Annotated in this window: 17 protein-coding genes; 9 read left to right on the forward strand and 8 right to left on the reverse strand. The window is 72.3% G+C overall.

The window, feature by feature from the left end; genetic code table 11:
• The first annotated feature begins 74 nt into the window (after positions 1–74).
• The 4 genes from infB to truB all read left to right on the forward strand — a co-directional run bounded on the left by infB (position 75) and on the right by truB (position 5,041).
• Positions 75–3,212, forward strand: a complete 3,138-nt coding sequence (gene infB, locus ACZ5WG_RS04245) for a translation initiation factor IF-2 (RefSeq protein ID WP_468720423.1) — start codon at positions 75–77, stop codon at positions 3,210–3,212.
• Between the two features lie 153 nt (positions 3,213–3,365).
• Positions 3,366–3,659, forward strand: a complete 294-nt coding sequence (locus ACZ5WG_RS04250; RefSeq protein ID WP_030651158.1) for a DUF503 domain-containing protein — start codon at positions 3,366–3,368, stop codon at positions 3,657–3,659.
• Positions 3,660–3,686: 27 nt separating this feature from the next.
• Complete coding sequence (rbfA, locus tag ACZ5WG_RS04255; protein WP_363178773.1) at positions 3,687–4,136, forward strand: 30S ribosome-binding factor RbfA; 450 nt, start codon at positions 3,687–3,689, stop codon at positions 4,134–4,136.
• Entirely contained in the window at positions 4,133–5,041 is a 909-nt protein-coding gene (truB, locus tag ACZ5WG_RS04260) for a tRNA pseudouridine(55) synthase TruB (RefSeq protein ID WP_468720424.1), read from the forward strand. Before rbfA ends, truB begins: the two co-directional genes overlap by 4 nt.
• Before the next feature lie 73 nt (positions 5,042–5,114).
• On the opposite strand, the gene ACZ5WG_RS04265 is transcribed toward truB, so the two are convergent.
• On the reverse strand, positions 5,115–5,780 hold the full coding sequence (locus ACZ5WG_RS04265) for a hypothetical protein (protein WP_468720426.1): 666 nt from the start codon (positions 5,778–5,780) through the stop codon (positions 5,115–5,117).
• Complete coding sequence (locus ACZ5WG_RS04270) at positions 5,777–6,379, reverse strand: RNA polymerase sigma factor (protein WP_468720428.1); 603 nt, start codon at positions 6,377–6,379, stop codon at positions 5,777–5,779. Before ACZ5WG_RS04270 ends, ACZ5WG_RS04265 begins: the two co-directional genes overlap by 4 nt.
• Positions 6,380–6,607: 228 nt before the next feature.
• On the opposite strand from ACZ5WG_RS04270, the gene ACZ5WG_RS04275 reads away from it, so the two are divergent.
• The gene (locus tag ACZ5WG_RS04275; RefSeq protein ID WP_468720429.1) at positions 6,608–7,564 is read left to right on the forward strand and encodes a bifunctional riboflavin kinase/FAD synthetase; all 957 of its coding nucleotides are present in this window, start codon (positions 6,608–6,610) and stop codon (positions 7,562–7,564) included.
• 78 nt (positions 7,565–7,642) lie between these two features.
• Here ACZ5WG_RS04275 and ACZ5WG_RS04280 read toward each other — a convergent pair whose 3' ends face one another.
• The 3 genes from ACZ5WG_RS04280 to eccE form a co-directional block, all read right to left on the reverse strand.
• Positions 7,643–10,144: an SCO5717 family growth-regulating ATPase gene (locus tag ACZ5WG_RS04280; protein WP_468720431.1), complete on the reverse strand. Its 2,502-nt coding sequence runs from the start codon at positions 10,142–10,144 to the stop codon at positions 7,643–7,645.
• Positions 10,145–10,685: 541 nt separating this feature from the next.
• Positions 10,686–11,384 carry a hypothetical protein gene (locus tag ACZ5WG_RS04285; RefSeq protein ID WP_468720432.1) on the reverse strand — a complete coding sequence of 233 codons (699 nt, stop codon included), beginning with the start codon at positions 11,382–11,384 and terminating at the stop codon, positions 10,686–10,688.
• Entirely contained in the window at positions 11,381–12,655 is a 1,275-nt protein-coding gene (gene eccE, locus ACZ5WG_RS04290) for a type VII secretion protein EccE (protein ID WP_468720433.1), read from the reverse strand. Before eccE ends, ACZ5WG_RS04285 begins: the two co-directional genes overlap by 4 nt.
• Before the next feature lie 276 nt (positions 12,656–12,931).
• Here eccE and eccB point away from each other — a divergent pair, with 276 nt between their 5' ends.
• The 4 genes from eccB to ACZ5WG_RS04310 all read left to right on the forward strand — a co-directional run bounded on the left by eccB (position 12,932) and on the right by ACZ5WG_RS04310 (position 16,749).
• Positions 12,932–14,533: a type VII secretion protein EccB gene (gene eccB / locus ACZ5WG_RS04295; protein WP_468720434.1), complete on the forward strand. Its 1,602-nt coding sequence runs from the start codon at positions 12,932–12,934 to the stop codon at positions 14,531–14,533.
• A gap of 11 nt (positions 14,534–14,544) precedes the next feature.
• Positions 14,545–15,834, forward strand: a complete 1,290-nt coding sequence (gene mycP / locus ACZ5WG_RS04300; RefSeq protein WP_468720435.1) for a type VII secretion-associated serine protease mycosin — start codon at positions 14,545–14,547, stop codon at positions 15,832–15,834.
• A gap of 213 nt (positions 15,835–16,047) precedes the next feature.
• Complete coding sequence (locus tag ACZ5WG_RS04305; RefSeq protein WP_266663167.1) at positions 16,048–16,383, forward strand: WXG100 family type VII secretion target; 336 nt, start codon at positions 16,048–16,050, stop codon at positions 16,381–16,383.
• A gap of 57 nt (positions 16,384–16,440) precedes the next feature.
• Positions 16,441–16,749: a WXG100 family type VII secretion target gene (locus ACZ5WG_RS04310; protein ID WP_468720437.1), complete on the forward strand. Its 309-nt coding sequence runs from the start codon at positions 16,441–16,443 to the stop codon at positions 16,747–16,749.
• Positions 16,750–16,831: 82 nt separating this feature from the next.
• Here the strand turns inward: ACZ5WG_RS04310 and ACZ5WG_RS04315 are convergent, their stop codons facing one another.
• The 3 genes from ACZ5WG_RS04315 to eccCa form a co-directional block, all read right to left on the reverse strand.
• Positions 16,832–17,077 carry a DUF397 domain-containing protein gene (locus ACZ5WG_RS04315; protein ID WP_125544560.1) on the reverse strand — a complete coding sequence of 82 codons (246 nt, stop codon included), beginning with the start codon at positions 17,075–17,077 and terminating at the stop codon, positions 16,832–16,834.
• A 130-nt stretch (positions 17,078–17,207) separates the two neighbouring features.
• On the reverse strand, positions 17,208–17,861 hold the full coding sequence (locus ACZ5WG_RS04320; protein ID WP_468720440.1) for a hypothetical protein: 654 nt from the start codon (positions 17,859–17,861) through the stop codon (positions 17,208–17,210).
• A gap of 64 nt (positions 17,862–17,925) precedes the next feature.
• Positions 17,926–21,894: a type VII secretion protein EccCa gene (gene eccCa / locus ACZ5WG_RS04325; protein WP_468720441.1), complete on the reverse strand. Its 3,969-nt coding sequence runs from the start codon at positions 21,892–21,894 to the stop codon at positions 17,926–17,928.
• Positions 21,895–22,088 lie beyond the last annotated feature (194 nt).

Raw genomic sequence — 22,088 nt, forward strand, 5'->3', positions numbered from 1 at the left:
ACTCGATGAGTACGCGATGAGTACGCCCATGAAGTAGCGACGGTCCGGCGTAACCCGGACCTAAAAGGAGCGAAGTGGCTAAGGTCCGGGTATACGAACTCGCCAAGGAGTTCGGAGTTGAGAGCAAGGTCGTCATGGCCAAGCTCCAGGAACTCGGTGAGTTCGTCCGTTCGGCGTCCTCGACGATCGAGGCGCCGGTTGTACGCAAGTTGACTGACGCACTGCAGGGGCCCGGCGGCAGCGCCGGCAAGTCCGCTGCGAAGCCGGGTGCGCCCCGCAAGGCTGCGCCCGCCAAGCCCGGGGCTCCCACCCCGGGTGCTGTTGCACGTCCCGCTGCCCCCAAGCCCGGCGCCCCGGCCCCCAAGCCGGCCGCTGCCGAGGCTCCGGCTCCCAGCGCGTCCGCCCCGGTGACTCCGGCCGCTTCCGGCCCGCGTCCCGGTCCCAAGGCTCCGGCCGCCCCGAAGCCCGCTCCGGCGGCTCCCGTGGCGACCGAGTTCTCCGCGCCTCCGGCGGCCCCGGCCGCTCCGGCGCGCACCGAGCGTCCCGCCGGTCCCGGCGCGACCCCCGGCCCGCGTCCGGCGCAGCAGCGTCCCGCGGCCCAGGGTGGCCAGGCCGGTGCCCGTCCCGGCGCCCCGCGTCCGGCCGGCTCTGCCCCCGGCGGCCAGGGACAGCGTCCCGCCGGTCCCGGTGGCCAGGCCCCGCGTCCGCAGGGCGCCCGTCCGGCCGGTCCCCGTCCGGGCAACAACCCGTTCACCTCTGGTGGCTCCACCGGCATGGCGCGCCCGCAGGCGCCCCGTCCGGCCGGCGCTCCCCGTCCCGGTGCCCCCGGCGCCGGTGGCGGCCAGGGTGCTCCGCGCCCGCAGGGTGGTCCCGGTGGCGCTCCGCGTCCGCAGGGTCCCGGTGCCGGTCGTCCGACCCCGGGCGGCATGCCCCGTCCGCAGGGCGGCGCCCCGCGTCCGGGTGGTGCTCCCGGTGGTAACCGTCCGAACCCGGGCATGATGCCGCAGCGTCCCGCTGCCGGTGGTCCCGGTCCCCGTCCCGGCGGCGGCCCCGGTGGCCGTGGTCCCGGTGCCGGTGGCCCGCGTCCCGGTGGTGGCGCCGGTCGTCCCGGTGGCGGCGGCTTCGCCGGCCGTCCGGCCGGTCCTGGCTCGCGTCCCGCGGGCGGCGGCGGCTTCGGCGGCCCGCGTCCGGGTGGCGGCGGCTTCGGTGGCGGCCCGGCCGGCGCCGGTGGCGGCGGTCGTCCCGGCTTCGGTGGCCGTCCCGGCGGTCCCGGTGCCCGTGGTGGCACGCAGGGTGCCTTCGGCCGTCCCGGCGGGCCCGCCCGTCGCGGTCGCAAGTCGAAGCGTCAGAGGCGCCAGGAGTACGAGGCCATGCAGGCCCCGTCCGTCGGCGGCGTGATGCTGCCCCGCGGCAACGGCGAGACCGTTCGCCTGTCGCGCGGTGCGTCCCTCACCGACTTCGCCGAGAAGATCAACGCCAACCCGGCGTCGCTGGTCGCGGTCATGATGAACCTCGGCGAGATGGTCACTGCCACGCAGTCCGTCTCCGACGAGACCCTCCAGCTCCTCGCGGGCGAGATGAACTACCAGGTTCAGATCGTCAGCCCGGAGGAGGAGGACCGCGAGCTCCTCGAGACCTTCGACATCGAGTTCGGCGAGGACGAGGGCGGCGAGGAATACCTCATGCCGCGTCCGCCGGTCGTCACCGTCATGGGTCACGTCGACCACGGTAAGACCCGACTGCTCGACGCCATCCGCAAGACGAACGTCGTTGCGGGCGAGGCCGGCGGCATCACCCAGCACATCGGTGCCTACCAGGTGGGTACCAACGTCAACGGTGAAGACCGCAAGATCACCTTCATCGACACCCCCGGTCACGAGGCGTTCACCGCCATGCGTGCCCGTGGTGCCAAGTCGACCGACATCGCGATCCTCGTGGTCGCGGCCAACGACGGCGTCATGCCGCAGACGATCGAGGCGCTTAACCACGCCAAGGCCGCCGGCGTCCCGATCGTCGTCGCGGTCAACAAGATCGACGTCGAGGGTGCCGACCCGGTCAAGGTGCGCGGTCAGCTCACCGAGTTCGGTCTGGTCGCCGAGGAGTACGGCGGCGACACGATGTTCGTCGACATCTCCGCCAAGCAGGGTCTGCACATCGACTCCCTGCTGGAGGCCGTCGTCCTCACCGCCGACGCCTCGCTCGACCTGCGCGCCAACCCGGAGCAGGACGCTCAGGGTATTGCGATCGAGTCCCACCTCGACCGCGGCCGCGGTGCCGTCGCCACCGTCCTCGTCCAGCGCGGTACCCTCCGCGTCGGCGACACGATGGTCGTGGGCGACGCCTACGGCCGTGTGCGCGCCATGCTCGACGACAAGGGCAACAACGTCGAGGAAGCGGGTCCGTCGACCCCCGTCCTGGTCCTGGGTCTCACCAACGTCCCCGGCGCCGGCGACAACTTCCTCGTCGTCGACGAGGACCGCACCGCCCGTCAGATCGCCGAGAAGCGTGCTGCGCGTGAGCGCAACGCCAACTTCGCCAAGCGCGTCCGCCGGGTGTCCCTGGAAGACCTCGACTCGGTCCTCAAGGCCGGTCTGGTCCAGGAACTCAACCTCATCATCAAGGGCGACGCGTCCGGTGCGGTCGAGGCCCTCGAGTCCTCGCTGCTCCAGCTCGACGTCGGCGAAGAGGTCGACATCCGTGTCCTGCACCGCGGTGTGGGTGCGGTCACCGAGTCCGACATCGCCCTGGCGATGGGCTCCGACGCCATCGTCATCGGTTACAACGTCCGTGCGGCCGGCCGTGCCGCGCAGATGGCGGACCGCGAGGGTGTCGACGTCCGCTACTACTCGGTGATCTACCAGGCCATCGAGGAGATCGAGGCGGCCCTCAAGGGTCTGCTCAAGCCGGAGTACGAAGAGGTCGAGCTCGGTACGGCGGAGGTCCGCGAGATCTTCCGCTCGTCCAAGCTGGGCAACATCGCGGGTGTTCTCATCCGCTCCGGCGAGGTCAAGCGCAACACCAAGGCGCGGCTCCTGCGCGATGGCAAGGTCATCGCCGAGAACCTCACCATCTCCGGTCTGCGCCGCTTCAAGGACGACGTCACCGAGATCCGCGAGGGCTTCGAGGGTGGTATCAACCTCGGTTCCTTCAACGACATCAAGATCGACGACGTCATCGCGACGTACGAGATGCGCGAGAAGCCCCGCGCGTAAGCGCGAGGCGGTTCGTACCGTGTCGTAACACCGGGGCCGGTCGGCGGAATATCCGTCGATCGGCCCCGGCCGTTGCGTGTACGGTTCTGGTGACCCTGCCGCGCGACGGCCGGCAGGCCACCGAACCCGCACCGGCGGGATATCCGGAACTGAATGTACGTGGGGACTCTGTCCTTCGATCTGCTCCTCGGCGACGTCCATTCGCTGAAGGAGAAACGCTCCGTCGTCCGGCCCATCGTGGCCGAGCTCCAACGCAAGTTCTCGGTCAGCGCGGCCGAGGTGGGGGACCAGGATCTGCACCGCAGGGCCCGTATCGGGGTCGCTCTGGTCAGTGGTGACGCGGGGTTCCTCTCGGATGTACTGGACCGCTGCGAGCGGCTGGTCGCGGCACGTCCGGAAGTGGAGCTGCTGTCGGTGAGACGGCGGCTGCACGGTGATGAAGACTGATTGCAAGACAAAGAAGGAGACGGACCAGTGGCCGACAATGCGCGGGCGAAGAAGCTGGCGGACCTCATCCGGGAGGTGGTGGCCGAGAAGCTGCAGCGTGGTGTCAAGGACCCCCGCCTCGGTACGCACGTGACCATCACGGACACCCGGGTCACCGGCGACCTGCGGGAGGCCACGGTCTTCTACACGGTCTACGGTGACGACGAGGACCGCGCCAGCGCGGCAGCGGGTCTCGAAAGCGCCAAGGGCGTACTGCGCTCCGCGGTCGGCCGGGCGGCGGGCACCAAGTTCACGCCCACCCTGACCTTCGTCGCGGACGCTCTCCCGGAGAACGCCAAGACCATCGAGGACCTCCTCGACAAGGCGCGCGCCTCCGACGCCCAGGTGCGCGAGGTGTCCTCCGGCGCGAAGTACGCCGGTGACGCCGACCCGTACAAGAAGCCGGGCGAGGACGACGAGGACGCAGCCGCGGAATGAGCACCAACGCAGGGAAGACTCCGGACGGCCTTGTCATCGTCGACAAGCCGTCCGGCTTCACTTCGCACGACGTGGTCGCCAAGATGCGCGGGATCGCCAAGACCCGCCGCGTCGGCCACGCCGGCACGCTCGACCCGATGGCGACGGGCGTCCTCGTCCTGGGCGTGGAGAAGGCCACCAAGCTCCTTGGCCACCTCGCGCTCACCGAGAAGGAATACCTCGGCACGATCCGCCTCGGTCAGAACACCTTGACGGACGACGCGGAGGGCGAGATCACCTCCTCGACGGACGCCTCCGCGGTGACCCGCGAGGCCGTGGACAAGGGCATCGCCAAGCTGTCCGGCGAGATCATGCAGGTCCCGTCGAAGGTCAGCGCCATCAAGATCAAGGGCGTGCGCTCCTACAAGCGTGCGCGGGACGGCGAGGACTTCGAGATCCCGGCCCGGCCGGTGACCATCTCCTCGTTCCAGGTGTACGACATGCGGGATGCAGAGGCCGAGGACGGCACCAAGGTCGTCGACCTCGTCGTCTCCGTGGTCTGCTCCAGCGGTACGTACATCCGCGCCCTGGCACGTGACCTGGGCGCCGACCTCGGCGTCGGCGGGCACCTCACAGCGCTGCGGCGCACCCGGGTGGGCCCGTACAAGATCGACCGGGCGCGGACCCTGGACCAGCTCCAGGAGGAGCTGACCGTCATGCCGATCGGCGAGGCGGCGGCCGCGGCTTTCCCGCGCTGGGACCTGGACTCCCGGCGGGCCTCGCTGCTCGCCAACGGCGTGCGCATCGAGATGCCGGACGCGTACCCCGCAGGCAAGACGGTGGCGGTCTACGGGCCGGAGGGCCAGCTGCTCGGGCTCGTGGAGAGCAAGGGCGGCAAGGCGAAGTCGCTGGCCGTCTTCGTCTGATCCGCTTTGACGTGGAGCGGTGAGCGCACATCGCCTGCTGCTCACCGCTCCACGACCCCCCTCGGGTAGGTGTCTATCCAGCCGGACCCCCGTATTCACCCGTCCGAGCAGGCGCGCGGAGTGACTGAGGGAGCACAAGGGGGCGCTTTCCGTGACGCGGGCTCCTGCCGACGCCCCAGCTGAAGTTGTCAGGGATGCAGGACGGCACGAGCGAGGTGCGCAGCGAGCCGAAGGAACCTCGCCAGGGGCTCTTCTCGTGCATCGTGAAGACGAGGGTGTGTCCCGCCGGAAGCGTCGTCGAGTTGATCTTCAACAGGGGGCCGTCGCCCTCGCTCGTGAGGAGTCCGTCCGCCTCGTCGAAACCGCCGGGCGGCCATTCGGAGCACTCGTTCGCCGGCTTCACGGGGACCCTCGTGACGCTGACCCCCAGCGCGCGGAGCTCGCGCTCCAGGCCGGGCAGCCCCTCGGGATTGAACAACTTGACCGTGATGGTGCCGTCGCTGCTCTTCGTCAGGGCGTAGGCGGGGGCGCTGCCCCCGTCGTCGCCGACGACCGGCAGGGCGACCAGGAGGCCGGCGGCCGCCGCCGATGCCACGCCGACGGCGAGCGGCATCCGGAACCGGCGTACGGGGGAGCGGACGGTGAAGTCGACCCGCTCCTCGAGCCTGCTCCGGTCGGCGGCGATCGCCAGGAGCTCCTCCTTGAGACGCTCCTCGAACCGGGTGGGCCTGCTGTTCATCGTGCTGCCTCCAACTGGTGGGCCGGGACGTGGTGTTGGGAAGGTGCGGACGCGGTCCGCAGAATGCGCCGGGCGCGGTGCAGGCGGACCCGGACGGTGGCCTGGGTGACGCCGAGGGCCTGCGCGGCCTCGGCCGGGCTGAGCCCGTCCACGACGATCAGGTCGAGGACCGCTCGAAGCGGCTCGGAGAGGGCGGCATGTCTCTCGGCCAGCGCCCGGAATGCCCGCTGGGCGTCGATCCGCTCCTCCAGCGCGGCGACGTCCTCGTCATCGAGCAGCCGGCGGCCGCTGAGCCGCTCCAGTGCGCCCCGCTCGCGGGCACGGCCGCGGGCATGGCCCGCCAGGACATGCCGCGCGATGCCGTACAGCCAGGCGACCGGGACGCCCCGGTCGGGCCGGTAGCCCGGAGCAGCCTTCAACGCCGAGAGGAAGATGTCGGCCGTCAGGTCCGCCGCCAGGTGCGGGTCGGTGACGCGGCGGGTGACGAAACCCAGAACCGCGTCTATGTGCTCCTGGTAGAACGCCCCGAATCCTTCGGGTGTGGTCAGATCCGGCGGTCCGATTCCCGCCGGCACGGTCGCCTGCTCGATGCTGCCCACCGGGCCCCCTCCCTGGTGTCGGGGATCCGTACGAGCCCCTCTACCCCTTACTTGGCCGCAGCCGCCCCCACCGTTACATCCGCGAGCCGGGGCTCCGCCCTGCCGAGGTGACACAGAGCGCCCCCAGCCAGATACCGATGCGGGCCCCCGGGCACGGGCATGGCAGTCTTAGACCTGCAATCGGCAACCAGGACAGGGCCTACACGGTTCGGGCGAGGAGCGGTCACAGTGCAGCGCTGGCGTGGCTTGGAGGACATCCCCCAGGACTGGGGACGCAGCGTCGTCACCATCGGCTCGTACGACGGTGTGCACCGGGGCCATCAGCTGATCATCGGGCGGGCCGTGGCCAAGGCGCGCGCGTTCGGCGTCCCGTCCGTCGTCGTCACCTTCAGTCCGCACCCGAGCGAGGTCGTGCGCCCGGGCAGCCACCCGCCGATCCTGGCCCCGTACGACCGCCGTGCCGAACTGATGGCCGGGCTGGGGGTGGACGCGCTGCTGATCCTGCCGTTCACGGCGGAGTTCTCGCAGCTCTCCCCGGCCGACTTCATCGTGAAGGTGCTCGTCGACAAGCTGCACGCGCGGGCCGTCATCGAGGGCCCCAACTTCCGCTTCGGCCACCGGGCCGCCGGAAACGTCGAATTCCTCCGCGAACTGGGCGGCACGTACGACTACGAAGTCGACGTCGTGGACCTGGTCGAGCGCGGCGCGGCGGGCGACGGCGTGCCGTTCTCCTCGACCCTGGCTCGAAAGCTGGTCGCAGAGGGCGACATGGCGGGCGCGGCCGAGATCCTCGGACGGCCGCACCGGGTCGAGGGCGTCGTCGTACGCGGCGCCCAGCGCGGGCGCGAGCTCGGCTACCCGACCGCCAACGTCGAGACGGCACCGCACACCGCCATCCCGGCGGACGGCGTGTACGCGGGCTGGCTCACGGCCAACGGCGAGCGGATGCCGGCGGCGATCTCGGTCGGCACGAACCTGCAGTTCGACGCCACCGAGCGGACCGTGGAGGCGTACGCGATCGACCGGATCGGCCTGGACCTGTACGGCCTGCACGTGACCGTGGACTTCCTCGCGTACGTGCGCGGCATGGCGAAGTTCGAATCGCTGGACGGCCTGCTCGAGGCCATCGCCGACGACGTGAAGCGGGCGCGGACGCTGACCGAGTCGTACGACGCGGAGCACTGAGCCGCGGGCGACTGCCCGGCGCGCACGAGAAGGGCCCGTACCTCCCCGGGGAGGTACGGGCCCTTCCTGCTGCCGTCGTCAGCCGAGGCGCGGGTCGCGCGGGGGCTGCTGCGGGTGCTGGGGCTGCTGGGGCGGCTGCTGCTGCGGCTGCCAGGGCTGGCCGGGCTGCGGGTACGGCTGGGCGTACGGCTGCGGCGGCTGCTGGTACGGGGACGGGCCCTGGGGCTGGCCGTACGGCTGGCCCTGCGGCTGCGGCTGCGGCTGCGGCTGATGCGGTGACTGGTGCTGCTGGGGTTGGGGCTGCTGGGGCTGCTGGGGCTGCTGAGGTGCTCCCCAGTGGCCCTGGGGGGCCTGCTGGCCGGCGCGGACGAAGTCCTCGGCCACCAGCGCGGAGAGGTTGAAGTACGCCTCCCGGGTCTTCGGCCGCATCAGGTCGAGGTCGACCTCGGCACCGGCCGCGAGGTGCTCGTCGAACGGCACCACGACGACGCCGCGGCAGCGGGTCTCGAAGTGCTGCACGATGTCCTCGATCTTGATCATCTTGCTGGTCTCGCGGACCCCCGAGATGACGGTGAGGGACCGGGAGACCAGGTCGGCGTACCCGTGCGCGGAGAGCCAGTCGAGCGTCGTGCTCGCGCTGCTGGCACCGTCCACCGACGGGGTCGAGATGATGATCAGCTGATCGGCCAGGTCCAGGACGCCGCGCATGGCGGAGTAGAGCAGGCCGGTGCCCGAGTCGGTGAGGATGATCGGGTACTGACGGCCGAGCGTGTCGATGACGCGGCGGTAGTCCTCGTCGTTGAACGTCGTGGAGACGGCCGGGTCCACGTCGTTGGCGATGATCTCCAGACCGGAGGGGGCCTGGGAGGTGAACCGCCGGATGTCCATGTACGAGTTCAGGTACGGGATCGCCTGGACCAGGTCCCGGATCGTGGCCCCGGTCTCGCGGCGGACGCGGCGGCCGAGGGTGCCGGCGTCGGGGTTCGCGTCGATGGCCAGGATCTTGTCCTGGCGCTCGGTGGCGAGGGTCGCGCCGAGCGCGGTGGTGGTCGTGGTCTTGCCGACGCCGCCCTTGAGGCTGATGACGGCGATGCGGTAGCAGGACATGACCGGGGTGCGGATGAGCTCGAGCTTGCGCAGTCGCTCGGCCTCGGCGGCCTTGCCGCCGAAACGGAAGCCGGTGCGCTGGGGCTTGGGCTTCTGCTTGCCGCGCAGCAGCCGGTCGGAGGACAGTTCGACAGCGGCTGTGTAGCCGAGGGGCGCCCCGCCGCCGGTGCCCGGGCCGGGCTGGTAGCGGGGGTCGTGCGGCTGCGGGCCCGGCTGGGGCCCGGCGGACCACTGGGCGCCGCCGGCACGGGGGTCGTACTGCTGCTGCGGCTGCTGGTGCTGCGGCGGTACGGGCGTGGGAGCCGGGGCCGGGGCGGGCTGCGCAGGCGGGAAGGCGTAGTCGCCGGCGTCCGCGGGCGGCTGCGGCTGGTGCTGCGCCGGCGCAGGGGCCGGCGGGAAGCCGTATCCGTCCTGGGGTGCGGTGGTGGCCGGGCCGGGGGCCGGGGGGAACCCGTACCCGTTCTGGGGCGCCGGCGGGAAGCCGTATCCGTCCCGGGGTGCGGTGGTGGCGGGGACAGGGGCCGGCGGGAAGCCGTAACCGTCCTGCGGTGCCGTGGTGGCGGGGAACGCGGGCGGCAGCGCGGGCAGTTCGCCTCCGGGTCCCCCGAAGGGGGCCTCCACGGGCGGGTGAACCGCATCCACGGGGGTGACGGCCTCCGGAGCCTCCGGTACGGGGGGCGCGAAGGGCGCAGGGACGGCGTCGGCCACCGGCGCGGGAGCGGTGTCCCGGGGAACCTCCGGAGCCGCGGGCTCGGGGTTCGCGAACGGGATGGCCGTCCCGTCGGGCGGGGTGTCGTGCCGCTGGACGGGGGCGGATCCCTCGAAGGAGGCCTTCACCAGCGGTCCCGGCGCATCGGCAGGGGCCCCGGCGGACAGCGCGCCGAAGGGCGCCGGTGCGGGGGCGGGCACCGGGGCCGGCAGGGCGGGTGCCATGTCCGGGGCCGGGGCCGGGGCTGCCGGGAGCAGGCCCGGGTGGCCGGCGGGTGCCGGGGCCGGCAGAGCCGGTACCTCGGCGGGTGCCGGGAGCGGTGCGGACGCGCCGGTGGCATCGGCCGGTGTGCTGAAGGGCGCCGGGGGCGCCGAGGGTGCGCCCGTGTTGTCGGCGGGCGCCGGGGGCGGGAAAGCCGCAGGCGGGGTGGCGTTGTCGGCCGGTGTGCTGAAGGGTGCCGGGGCCGGCGTGGCCGGCGCCGGGAACGGCGAGGGCACGCCCGCGCCGTCCGACGGGGTGCGCGGGGCCGGCGGGGCGATCCGCATCGTCTCGGGCGAGGCCACGTCCGACGGGCGGTGGGGTTCGAAGCCGCTGCCTTCGGGGAGGCCCGGTACCGGAGTGGCCGGGGCCGCGCCCTGCGTGTACCAAGCCGGCGGGGTGTAGTCGATGGTGAACTCGCCCGTCATCTCGGGCTCCGCGTCGGACTGATCGTCCGTCGGGACGTCCCAAGTCCCGCCGCGCCTCTCGTTCCGATCGCCGCTCACTGGTCCTCCTGGTCTGTCGAACACTGGTCCGGCGCCCACCTCGACGCCGCGCCCGCGTCCAGCCTAATCGCGCGCCGACACCGGTGTCCGCCCCCGTTGGACGTCCCGCGGCGCGGGGGCCCTTGCGGGCCGGCTCTGTGCCGTCGTCCTTGCCGTCCTGCCTACAGGTTGGCTGACTCCTGAGCAACCGTCACCGGCCCGGTGGGGTGCCGCTGCGCGGGGCTCTTCTCCCCGCCCCGCCCTTTCTCCGTTTCCCGGGCTCCGCCCGGACCCGCGCCTCAAACGCCGGCGGGGCTGGAAAGACCCCGGGGCTCCGCCCCGGACCCCGCGCCTCAGACGGCGACGGGGCTGGAAAGACCCCGGGGCTCCGCCCCGGACCCCGCGCCTCAAACGGCGACGGGGCTGGGTGGTGGCGGGGCTGGAGACGCCCGGGGGCTCTGCCCCCGACACCTCACGTCATTCTCCGGCGGCGCTGGTGATGCCGGCAGGGCTGGATCGGGCCGGTCGGCATGCCCGGCCCGGCCTGCCCGCCCGGCCCCGGTCAGTCGATGCGGCGGGAGGGGCCCAGAAGGCCGGCTTCCGGTTCCGTGCCCTGGGTCATCACGAACTGGCGGTCCTTCGGTGTGCACCACAGGGTGACCCCGTCGCCCAGCGTCGGCAGGGAATCCACCGCCGCCCGCGGCAGGTTCATCAGGCGGCCGAGCTGCTCCGCCTCGTCCGGGGACACCCGCTGGACGCCCACCAGCGAGGAGTTCTGCAGCAGCCTCGGGGCCGTCGGGCTCAGGTACGGCAGCAGGGTCAGCACCGACTGCCAGGGTCCCGCCACCACGCGCCCGCGCGGCGGCCGCATTCCGCAGTCGCGGATCACCAGCACCGGGCTGCCCGCCGACGCGCCCTGCGGCGGCACCCGGCCGACCTCGTGCAGCGTCACGCACTGCTGGCCGCCGCCCGCAGCCTGGGCCAGTCCGGACCACACCTGCCCGCGCCCCGTCTCCACCGCCACCCGCGCGCCCGTGGCCGCCGCGCGCAGCGCCAGCACCTGCGCCGTCCACAGGCCGCCGATCAGCGTCACCTCGTACGGCGTCGGCCGGTTGATGCCGAGCACCGCCGGACGCCCCTCGGCGTCCACGCCGATGACGACCCCGTCGTCCCCGACGGGCAGCGCCAGCGCGTCCAGGTCCGCCGCGGGGACCGCATGCCGTTCCCGGCGCGGGCCGATCAGCCCGAACCCGCCCCTCATCGCGCCCCTCCCAGCGGCAGCGAAGCCAGCAGCCCCGGTACCTGTTCACGGTCGAGCCGGACCAGCCCGGTGCGCACACCGCGGGCCGTCCGTTCCAGTTCCCGGCGGGCCGCCACGAGTTCCTCGTCACTGCGCCCGGTGACCCGTACGTGGCCGGTCAGCGTCACGCCCTGGCGCTCCGCCGGAGCCATCGTCAGGCTGAAGTTCGTCGCCAGCGCCGGCAGCGAGGTCAGCAGCGCGACGAACTGCGGAAGGGACGCCGCCCCGCTGCCGCCGAGCTGCGGCCAGCGGCCTATCCAGTACGTGGTGTGCCGCCGGTCGTCGCAGCGCCAGATCCGCGCCGTCTCCTCCGTCCGCCGGCCGGTGCTCGCCGAGCGCCCCGCCTGCGTGATCGCCATCGGGTTCGCGCAGGAGGAGGTGGCCAGCGCGGCCGTCAGCTCCTGCTCGGTGAGCACGGTCGCCCGGAAACCGGCCCCGGTCAGCCGGCTCGCCAACTGGTCGGCCGCCCGCACCACACAACGCTGCGCCCCCGCCAGCCCGCCGCCGCGCGCGGTGACCGCCTCGGGGCACAGCTCCGGGTCGAGCTTCAGCGCGATCCACGTCAGCCGTACCGCCGGGGTGCCCGTGGCGGCCTGCAGCGGCGCGTAGTTGCGGGTGGCCATCGACTGGGCCGGCAGGTGCGGGGCCGGAGCCGGCTGGGTGTGCAGCACCAGCTGCGCGGACTCCAGCCGGATGCCGTCGACTTCGAGGATGTCCCGTACGAGCGCCAGCGGCAGCGGCCGGGCACCGCGGTCGGGCCGCAGTGCGGTGGCGTCCGTGTCCACCTGGACGACGGCGGTCAGGAACGTCCCGTCGCCGACCATCCCGACGGGCCGCCGGTCGCGGTCGCTGAACGTGAGGGTCCGCAGCGCCGGATCCGCCTCGACGAGCGGGGCCAGCCCCGGCTCGGTACCCGCGGGAACCGCGAACGACGCGGCCCTGCGCCGCCGCGAACGCAGTTCGAGCGCGCCGCCGATCCACTCCGGCAGGGAGCGCTGGTGGCGGCGTACGACGGCGAGCACCACCAGGACGAGCGCCAGGACACCGGCCGGGATCAGCAGCATCGGCTCCACGACCCAGGCCACCAGCAGGGCGGCCACGGCGATCTGGAGCAGTACGAGTTGTTGCAATCGGAACGGGCCGAAGCGGCCCGGGCTCGACTTCGGATACGGCGTCACCCCACCGCGAACGGGTGCGGGTGCACCCGTCTGCGGTTGCGTCGCGGTGGCCATCACTCGCCCACCTCCCCTTCCCGGGGCCGTACCCCGTGAGTGCCGGAGCCGGGCGCTGCCCGCCGCATGACCCCGGATCTCCCCAATCCACCCCAACAAGCCCTGAATACCCCGACGACCCCTGAATCGTGCGGTCCGGAAGACAGTGAGCGGCGGCCTCACCCTACCCGGCCCCTGGGCACCCTCCGTCAAGAGGCATAGTAGGTCCCCGGTCCGACAATCGAGGCCCGGGGACCGTACTCACCGACCGGGCCGTGCGGGGAGAAGCAGGCGGTCATGGCATCACGACGTGATGAACTCAACGCGTACACCTTTGCGAAGCGGCGCACGGTGGCCGCGTTCCTCCAGCCTTCCGCCACGGGGTCCGAGGAAGGTGCGCCGCGTCCGCTGCGTGCGGTCCTGCCCGGGCTGGTGGCGGGGGCGCTCGTACTCGCCGCGTTCGGTGCCTGGGGAATGTTCAAGCCGCAGGCGCCCAAGGGCTGGGACGAGGCCGGTACCAAGGTCATCGTCGGCAAGCAGTCGACGACCCGGTACGTGGTGCTCACGACCAAGGTGAACGGCAAGGACCAGACCCGGCTGCACCCGGTGCTCAACCTGGCTTCCGCCCGACTGCTCCTGGATCCGCAGAAGTTCACGGTCATCCAGATCGACGACAAGGTCCTGGACGCGGGCAAGCCGCCGCGCGGGCCCATCATCGGCATCCCGTACGCGCCGGACCGGCTGCCCGCCCCGCAGGACGCCGGCAAGGCGAAGCGCTGGGCCGTCTGCCAGGCGCCGGGCGGCAACGGCAAGACCGTGCAGACCGCGACGTTCGTCCTGGCCGACCGCGAGGCGGGGCTGATGGACGACGCCCGCAAGGTCACCGACAGCCAGATGCTGTACGTGCAGAGCACCGGCGGGGCCAAGGAGCGCTACCTGGTCGACGCGACGGGCACGAAGTACAAGTTCCCCGAAGGCGGCGCGGACGCCGGGAAGATGACCAACGCACTGGTCGGCAGCACCGGCGCCACCCCGCAGCAGGTCACCGAGAACTGGCTGGCCACCCTCAACTCCGGGGATGACCTGGCCTTCCCACAACTGCCCGCCGCGGCCGGCGCGAAGGCCGACGTGCAGGGCCTGACCACCGGCGACAACAAGGTCGGAATGGTGTTGAAGGCGCAGACGGGCTCCGGTACGCAGCACTACGTCGTCCTGCCCGGCAAGGTGGCGCCGGTCTCCGACTTCGTGGCGTGGCTGCTGATCTCGGCGCCCGCGACCGACGGCCTCAACATGCACGGAAAGCCCCGCGAGGTCGACCTCCAGTCGCTCAACCCGGACGCCACGGCGTTCAGGGGCGAGGCCAAGTGGCCGCAGAAGAAGTCCGACCGGATCAACCAGGCCGGCGGCGCCGCCGACGGGCAGGGCACGACGGCCCCGGCCGGCGGCTCCGGCGCCCGCGACACGGTCTGCAACGTGCTGCGTTCGGTCGACGGCCAGGGCAACCAGACGCTGAGCACCTGGGCCGGCACCGGATTCCCCATCGACATCACCGCCAGCGGCACGAGCGCGTACGTCACGCCGGGCTCGGGACTGCTCTACACGCAGGTCCAGGGCAAGCAGACCACCGCGGGCGGCGCCCTCTTCCTGGTCGCCGACACCGGCCTGCGGTACGCGGTGCAGGCCAACGGGGACAGCGACGCCGAGAAGTCGAAGATCGGCGCCCCCGACCAGCCGAACGGCCAGGCCGGCGCGGACGGCCGCCCCGAGGCCAGTCAGGCGCAGATCCGGCTCGGCTACGGGACGGTCACACCGGCCATGGTGCCCATCGCCTGGTCCGAGTTCCTCTCGAAGGGCCCCCGCCTGGACACCAACTCCGCCCGCCAGCCCCAGGGTTCGTGAGGACGCCGCCGATGCCCATGCCCCCGTACACGCGCAGCGCACTCGCCACCGCGGCGCTCGCCCTGGCCGCCCTGTCCGGCACGACCGCCGCGGCCGCCGCGACGGGTGCCGCGGTGACCGGCACCGCCGCGGCCGCACCGTACCCGGAACCCGTCCGCGCACCGGCCCTGGACCTCGCGGGCGCCGGCGAGTGCACCTTCCCGATGAAGAAGCAGATCGCCGACCGCCCCTGGGCCCTGCAGCGGCTGCTGCTCGACGCGCTCTGGGCGCAGACCAAGGGCAAGGACAAGAACGGCAAGCCCGTCCGCGTCGCAGTCATCGACACCGGCGTGGACCGTGCGAACCCGCAGCTCAGCGGCGCCATCGACGTCGGCGCCGGCAAGGACTTCGTCGACCCCAAGGGCGGCGACGGCACGAGCGACACGGTCGGCCACGGCACCAAGGTGGCCGGGCTGATCGCGGCCCGACCGCAGGAGGGCACGGGCTTCGTCGGCCTGGCCCCCGACTCGACGATCATCCCGATCCGGCAGAACGACGGGCAGGGCAAGGGCAACGCCCTCTCCCTGGGCCAGGCGATCGACCACGCGGTGTCCAAGGGCGCCCAGGTCATCAACATCTCGCAGGACACCGACGTCCCCCTGAGCGCCGACTCCGAGCTCGGCAAGGCCGTCCAGCGCGCCATCGACGCGAAGGTCGTGGTCGTGGCCTCGGCGGGCAACGACGGCATGAGCGGCGAGAAGCACAGGACCTACCCGGCGGCCTTCCCCGGCGTCCTCGCCGTGGCCTCCTCGGACCGCAACAACGAGCGGTCCCCGTTCTCGCAGCCCGGCGACTTCATCGGGGTCGCCGCGCCCGGCGTCGACATGGTCTCCACCGTCCCCGGCTTCGGCCAGTGCATCGACAACGGAACCAGTTTCTCGGCGCCCTACGTCGCCGGAGTCGCCGCCCTGCTGCGCGCGAAGCACGAGGACTGGTCCCCGCAGGAGATCGTCTGGCAGATCCAGGGGACCGCCGAGCGCTCGATCAACGGCCGTGACGACTACGTCGGATGGGGCGTGGTCGACCCGGTCCGCGCGGTCACCCAGGACCACGACCGGCCCAAGGCCCCCGTCCCGGACCCCGGCCCGCCGCCGGCGGCCGCCCCCGAGGCGGCGGCGCTGCGGATGACCGAGACGGCGCAGGAGCGTGAGGAGCGGTTCGGAACGTACGCTCTCGGGATCGCAGGCGTGCTGATCGCGGTCATCGCGGGCACGGCGACGGTGGTCCGGGATGCCCGCAAGCGACGAGGCCGTTTGCAGTGAACCGTCACAGTTCATCAACGGAAGCGGCCCACCGGTGTTGGGGCGGTCCGATGAACTGGCTAGAGTGACACCAGGCTTCACGACTGTGATCGGGGGATCGCGTGAGGCGGAGGGGGAGTTCCAGGGCGCGCGGCTCGAATCCGCGCCGGGAACGCCCGCTCTGCCGCGCAATCCGCCGGTTCTGCCGGCGAATTGAGAAGTGAGGAGCTTCGGATGAGCAATTTCGGACTCGCAGACGATCCGATCGTCCAGGCGAAGAACAAGATCGAGACGACGGCCCGCGCCGTCACCACCCAGTCCCGCGAGCTGGCCGACATCCTCGCCACGGTGAGCGCCGGCTGGACCGGTGTGGGTGCCTCGGGCTTCGTCTCCGCCCAGACGGTCGTCAACGAGGACCACGACGAGATCCGTCGTCTGCTCGGGGTGCTGCACAACGCGGTCTCGCAGACCAAGAACCTCAGCAACGCGCAGGACGACGAGGTGCGCGCGGCGTTCAAGAACGTGCAGGCCTCCGCGGGCCAGGGCGGCTCCGGCCTCAACGGCATCTGACCTGCCCTTTACGTCTTTACGTCGTTTCCCACTCAGCTCAGCGCGAAGGAGAAGAACATGGCTGGTTCCGACGGCCACACCAAGGTCCGGTATGAGAGCGTCCAGGAGATGGCGAACCGCATCCGCGTCGTCTCGAAGAAGATCGTGACGGACCTGCAGGAGATGGAGCAGGCCATCAAGGTCGTCACGGACACCTGGGACGGTGACGCGCACCGGGCGTACCTCACCCTCCAGAAGCAGTACAAGAGCAAGGCCGACGACATGCACAGGCAGCTCGAGCAGGTCGCCGGGCTGATCGAGCGCGGCAAGGGCGACTACCGCGCCACCGACGTGAAGGCCTCGCGCCTGTTCACCGAGGCCTACTGAGCCAGGTCGACCGCAGTCGCATGCGGATACGGGGCGCGCCCGCACCGGGCGCGCCCCGTCGTCGTACCCCGGGGTACCGGCCTCAGTGGGGGCCGCGGTCGAGGTCGAACTCCCCGTCCCTGGCCCCGAGTACGAAGGCCTCCCACTCGGCCGCCGTGTAGCGCAGGACGGTGTCCCGGTCGAGCGAGGACCGCATGGCCACGGCGCCCTCGGGGAGCCGGGCGATCTCGACCCGCTCCTCGTCGGGGCTGGTCCCGGGCGGGCCCTCCCACTCCACGCCGCTGATGTCGAGCGCGTACAGCTCGTCCTTCTCCTGCTGAGTGCCCATGTGCGGCCTTTCCCTCGGCGGTGCGGTGCTACCGCGGTCTTCACTGCCGATTATCGGTGCTGCGGGGCGGGCCGGGGGAGTGTTTCCCGTTGATCACCCCGGCATCCGGCATCCGGCACCCGGACACCGCCTACTCGCCGGTCTGGCCGGCGAGGGCCCGGGCCAGGTCCTCGACCTGGTCCCGGCTCAGCCCGGTGCGGCCCGCGTCCCCGGCGGTCAGCAGCAGGGACGCATCCCCGTCGCCGTCGAGGCCGAGCCGTACGGCGGCCACGTTGCCGCTCCTGGTCAGGACGGGCGTACCCGCCTTCGCCGCGGCCGCCTCCTCGCTGAACGGGATCAGGCCCTCGGGCCCCACACCGGCCGCCTTCGAGACCACGGGGAGCAGCACGGACAGCGCCTGCCGCTTCTGCGTCGCGACGGTGTGCACCTCCAGGTCCTCCTGGCCGATGTGGAAGACACAGCTCACCAGTGCCCCCGGGTTGCGGGCCAGGGGGGCGTCCGGACCGGCCCCCTCGCCGGTCTCCCCGGAGATGGCCGGCAGGTCGGCCTTCGCGTACCCCGGGCCCGTGTCCCCCGCCACCCCGGCGGCCTTGGCAGCCTTGGCGAAGTCGTAGGGCAGGGGGCATTCGACACCGCTCTCCCGATCGACTCCGCCGGCGATCTCCTGCAACTCGTCCACGCTGAGGGCGTCTGCGAACCGGCAGCCGGCCAGCAGCGCCGCGGCTGCCACGAGGGCGACCGGCGCTGCGTACCGGCGGCTGCGCTCTCTCCGACGACGTATCACGGTGTTCTCAGCCTCTCTCACGGCGGGGCCCGGTCGTCCGGGCCCCGCCTCGTGCGGTTGCCTCCTACTGCATCCCCGGCAGGCGGCCCAGCTGGACCAGGGACGTGCCGCGCTTGCGCGAGGAGAAGTACGCCCGGCCCGGCGGCATCGGCCGCGGCCGGACGTTGCCGATCAGGTCGCCCTCGGACGGGTCGCCCGACAGCACCACGCCCTGCGCGCCGAGCTCCTTGAAGCGCTGCATGAACGGCTCGTACAGCGAACGCGAGGCGCCCGCCGAGTTGCGCGCGATGATGAAGCGGACACCCGTGTCCCGGGCGAACGGCAGGAACTCCACCAGCGGGGCCAGCGGATTGCCCTGGCTGGTGGCCACCAGGTCGTAGTCGTCGATGATGATGAACACGTCCGGGCCGGTCCACCAGCTGCGGTCGCGCAGCTGCTGCGGAGTGACGTCGGTCGGCGGCTGCCGCCGGGAGAACACCCCGCCCAGCGCCTCCATGTGCGTCTGCAGCGAGCTCGCCATCGGCGCGTACTCCAGCAGGTGCTCCTCCGGCAGCGCACCGAGCAGGCTGCGCCGGTAGTCGCCGACGACGAGCCGGGCCTGGTCCGGGGTGTACCGCTCCGCGATCTGCTGGCAGATCAGCCGCAGCAGGTTCGTCTTGCCGGACTCGCTCTCGCCGAACACGAGGAAGAACGGGTCGCTCTCGAAGTCGACGAACACCGGCTCCAGGTTCGTCTCGTCGATGCCGATGGCCAGCCCGCGGCCGGGGTTGTCCCCGCCCCTGGGCAGCTGGTCGGCGTGCAGCAGCCGCGGCAGCAGCCGTACGCCGGGAGCCGCGGCCCCCGCCCAGTTCTGCTTCACCGCCGACACGAAGGCGGCCGTGGCCTCCGACAGGTCCTCCGGGTCGTGCGCGCCGTCGACCCGCGGCAGCGCGCCGAGGAAGTGCAGCTTCTCCGCCACCTGCCCGCGGCCCGGCATCCCCGTCGGCACGTTCGCGGCGACCTTGCGGTCGAACTCGGAGTCCATGACGTCGCCGAGCCGCAGCTCCAGCCGGTTCAGCATCTGGTCCTTGAGTGCGGCGCGCACCTCCATGTACCGCGCCGCCGTGATCACCACGTGGATGCCGTAGCCCAGACCGCGCGAGGCGATGTCAGTGACCACCGACTCCAGGCCCTCGTACTCGGTGCGGAAGCCGCCCCAGCCGTCGACGACGAGGAACACGTCGCCCCACGCCTCGCCGGGCAGCTCGCCCGCCGCGCGCCGCCGCCGGTAGGTCCCGATGGAGTCGATGTTGTTCGCGCGGAAGAACTCCTCGCGGCGGTTGAGGATGCCCCCCACCTCCGCGACCGTACGCCGCACCCGCTCCGGGTCCAGGCGCGAGGCGATCCCGCCGACGTGCGGCAGCTCGGCGATCGACGACATGCTGCCGCCACCGAAGTCCAGTCCGTAGAACTGCACCTCGCGCGGTGTGTGCGTCAGCGCGAACGAGGAGATCAGCGTCCGCATCAGCGTCGACTTGCCCGACTGGGGGCCGCCGACCACCATCATGTGGCCCGCCGCACCCGAGAAGTCCCGGTACAGCACCTCGCGGCGCTGCTCGAAGGGCTTGTCGATGAGGCCGAGCGGTACGACGAGCCCGCCGGGCCGTGTGTACCCCTCCGCGTGCAGCCCCCGCTCCGCCGAAGGCGCCAGCGCCGGCAGCAGCTGGTCCAGCGGCGGGGCCTGGTCGAGCGGCGGCAGCCACACCTGGTGCGCCGGCACGCCCTGGCCCTCGAGCCGGGCCACGATCACGTCCAGCACCGTGTCCGCGAGCGCGTCGTCCTCCCGCTCCGACTGCGCCGCCAGGTACGCCGGGTCCGGCGCCGCGTACACGACCGGCACCGGAGCCGCCGTGAACAGCGCGGGGCGCCGCTCCACCGGGAACAGGCCCACCGACAGGTCCGGCCCGCCCGAGCGGTAGGTGCCCGAGACGTACGCCGCCTTGAACCGCGTCATCTCGTCCGTACCGAACTTCAGGTAGCCCGAACCCGGCACCGACGGCAGGTGGTACGCGTCCGGCACGCCGATCGCGGTCCGCGACTCCGCCGCCGAGAAGGTCCGCAGACCGATCCGGTACGACAGGTACGTGTCCAGCCCGCGCAGCTTGCCCTCCTCCAGGCGCTGCGAGGCCAGCAGCAGGTGCACACCCAGCGAGCGGCCGATGCGGCCGATCTGGATGAACATGTCGATGAAGTCGGGCTTCGCGGTCAGCAGCTCGCTGAACTCGTCGATGACCAGCACCAGCGAGGCCAGCGGCTCCAGCGGGGCACCCGCCGCGCGCGCCTTCTCGTAGTCGTGGATGTTCGCGTAGTTGCCCGCCGAGCGCAGCAGCTCCTGCCGGCGCTGCAGCTCACCGCGGATCGAGTCGCCCATGCGGTCCACGAGCGTGAGGTCGTCCGCCAGGTTGGTGATGACGGCCGCCACGTGCGGCATCTGCCCCATGCCGGTGAAGGTCGCACCGCCCTTGAAGTCCGCGAGGACGAAGTTCAGCGTCTCCGAGGTGTGCGTGACCGCGAGGCCCAGCACGAGGGTGCGCAGCAGCTCCGACTTGCCGGAACCGGTCGCGCCCACGCACAGGCCGTGCGGGCCCATGCCTTCCTGTGCGGCTTCCTTGAGGTCCAGCATGACCGGGGCGCCGTCCTCGCCGACACCGATCGGCACGCGCAGCCGCTCACCGGCCGAACGCGGCCGCCAGGTACGGGCCACGTCGATCGAGGCCGCGTCACCGAGGTTCAGCAGATCCGTGAAGTCCAGGTTGGCCAGCAGCGGTTCGTCGTCGTCCCCGCCGCCGGTGCGCAGCGGCGCCAGCTGCCGCGCGAGTGCCTCCGCCGCGGGCAGCGACAGCGTGTCCGGTACGCCCTCGTACGCGATGCCCGCGCCCGACTCCAGCCGCAGCCGGCCCGGCCGCACCACTACGGACAGCCCGCCGCGCGGCTCGTCCAGCTCGCCCGCGACCACCTCGACGATGGTCACGCCCTGCAGCCCCTCGGCCGCCGCGAACGCCGAGTCCGGCGGGACCAGGCCGCCCCGGGAGTTCGCGTCCAGTACGACGACCAGGTGCGGCTGGTCCAGCACCGGGGACACGTCCCGGCTGAACCGCGGCCGCCCCTCCAGCCGCGGCGCCAGCAGCCCCTCCAGCTCGACCAGGTCATCGCTGAACAGCCGCTTCGTACCGGCCCCGTCGACCTGCCCGGGGACCTGCGTGTGCGGCAGCCACTTCGTCCAGTCCCACGCGGGCGCCGCTCCGGGCGCGGCCACCACGGCCACCACCAGGTCCTCGGGGGAGTGCAGCGTCGCCAGCTGCGCCACCAGCGCCCGCGCCGCGCCGCGCGCCGACTCCGGCTCGCCGGACACCGTCACGTGGTAGAACGCCCGCAGCGACACCGCCACCGGCAGCCCGTCCAGCGAGGAGTGCACCTTCAGGAAGCGCTGCATCGCGCCCGCCGTCAGCGGCTCCAGCTCGTCCACCGGCGCCGTGTCCGGCGCCACCAGCGCAGTCGCGAGGCGCTGCGCGCCCAGCCCGAGCCGGGCCTGGCCGAAGTCCTCGTCGCCGACGCGCCGCTCCCACAGCCGCGATCCCTCGGCCACCACCGACCACAACTGCTCGGGGGCCGGGTGCAGATACAGCTGCGCGTCGCGCTGCGCCCGCGCGGTCCTGCGGACCTGACGGCGGGTCTGCGCAAGATATTTCAGGTAGTCCCGCCGTACATCGGCCATTTGCCCCTGCGTACCGCGCCGGTGGCGCACCAGCTGGGCGAGGACCATGCCCACCGTGGACACCAGCATCAGCACACCCATGATGCGCATGAAGGGCGCCGCACCCGGCATGAAGAAGAAGACGACCGACGAGCCCATGCCGAGCATCGGCAGGAGCTGCATCAGCATGCCCTCCTGCTGCCCGCGGGGAAGCTCCGGCGGAGCCTCCAGCCTCAGCTCGTCCGAAGGAACTTCGGGCGGCAAGGACCGCGGCGGGCGTTTGACGACGATCTGAGTCACCGGAGCATCAATCCCTCGAAAACGGACGGGACGTCGCAACCGGCGCCCCCAAGTCCCGGGCGCGAAGGGGGTCTCCCCTGCGCGACGGTGATCCTACTTGCCGACAGTCACTCATACTCCCGGTAGGGTGGCCCGCGCAGTATGCGCATCCGCGAATCCAAGGCGAGAGCCCATGCACCCGCTTCGCCAACCAG

The sequence above is a fragment of the Streptomyces sp. NPDC032745 genome (assembly GCF_055579465.1).

Bases quoted from the DNA above. Each gene is read 5' to 3' on its own strand.
- truB (WP_468720424.1), top strand. From the start codon at position 4,133: ATGAGCACCAACGCAGGGAAGACTCCGGACGGCCTTGTCATCGTCGAC.
- eccB (WP_468720434.1), top strand. From the start codon at position 12,932: ATGGCATCACGACGTGATGAACTCAACGCGTACACCTTTGCGAAGCGG.
- mycP (WP_468720435.1), top strand. From the start codon at position 14,545: ATGCCCATGCCCCCGTACACGCGCAGCGCACTCGCCACCGCGGCGCTC.
- ACZ5WG_RS04285 (WP_468720432.1), bottom strand. From the start codon at position 11,384: ATGAGGGGCGGGTTCGGGCTGATCGGCCCGCGCCGGGAACGGCATGCG.
- ACZ5WG_RS04305 (WP_266663167.1), top strand. From the start codon at position 16,048: ATGAGCAATTTCGGACTCGCAGACGATCCGATCGTCCAGGCGAAGAAC.
- ACZ5WG_RS04250 (WP_030651158.1), top strand. From the start codon at position 3,366: ATGTACGTGGGGACTCTGTCCTTCGATCTGCTCCTCGGCGACGTCCAT.
- ACZ5WG_RS04310 (WP_468720437.1), top strand. From the start codon at position 16,441: ATGGCTGGTTCCGACGGCCACACCAAGGTCCGGTATGAGAGCGTCCAG.
- eccE (WP_468720433.1), bottom strand. From the start codon at position 12,655: ATGGCCACCGCGACGCAACCGCAGACGGGTGCACCCGCACCCGTTCGC.
- ACZ5WG_RS04265 (WP_468720426.1), bottom strand. From the start codon at position 5,780: ATGAACAGCAGGCCCACCCGGTTCGAGGAGCGTCTCAAGGAGGAGCTC.
- ACZ5WG_RS04315 (WP_125544560.1), bottom strand. From the start codon at position 17,077: ATGGGCACTCAGCAGGAGAAGGACGAGCTGTACGCGCTCGACATCAGC.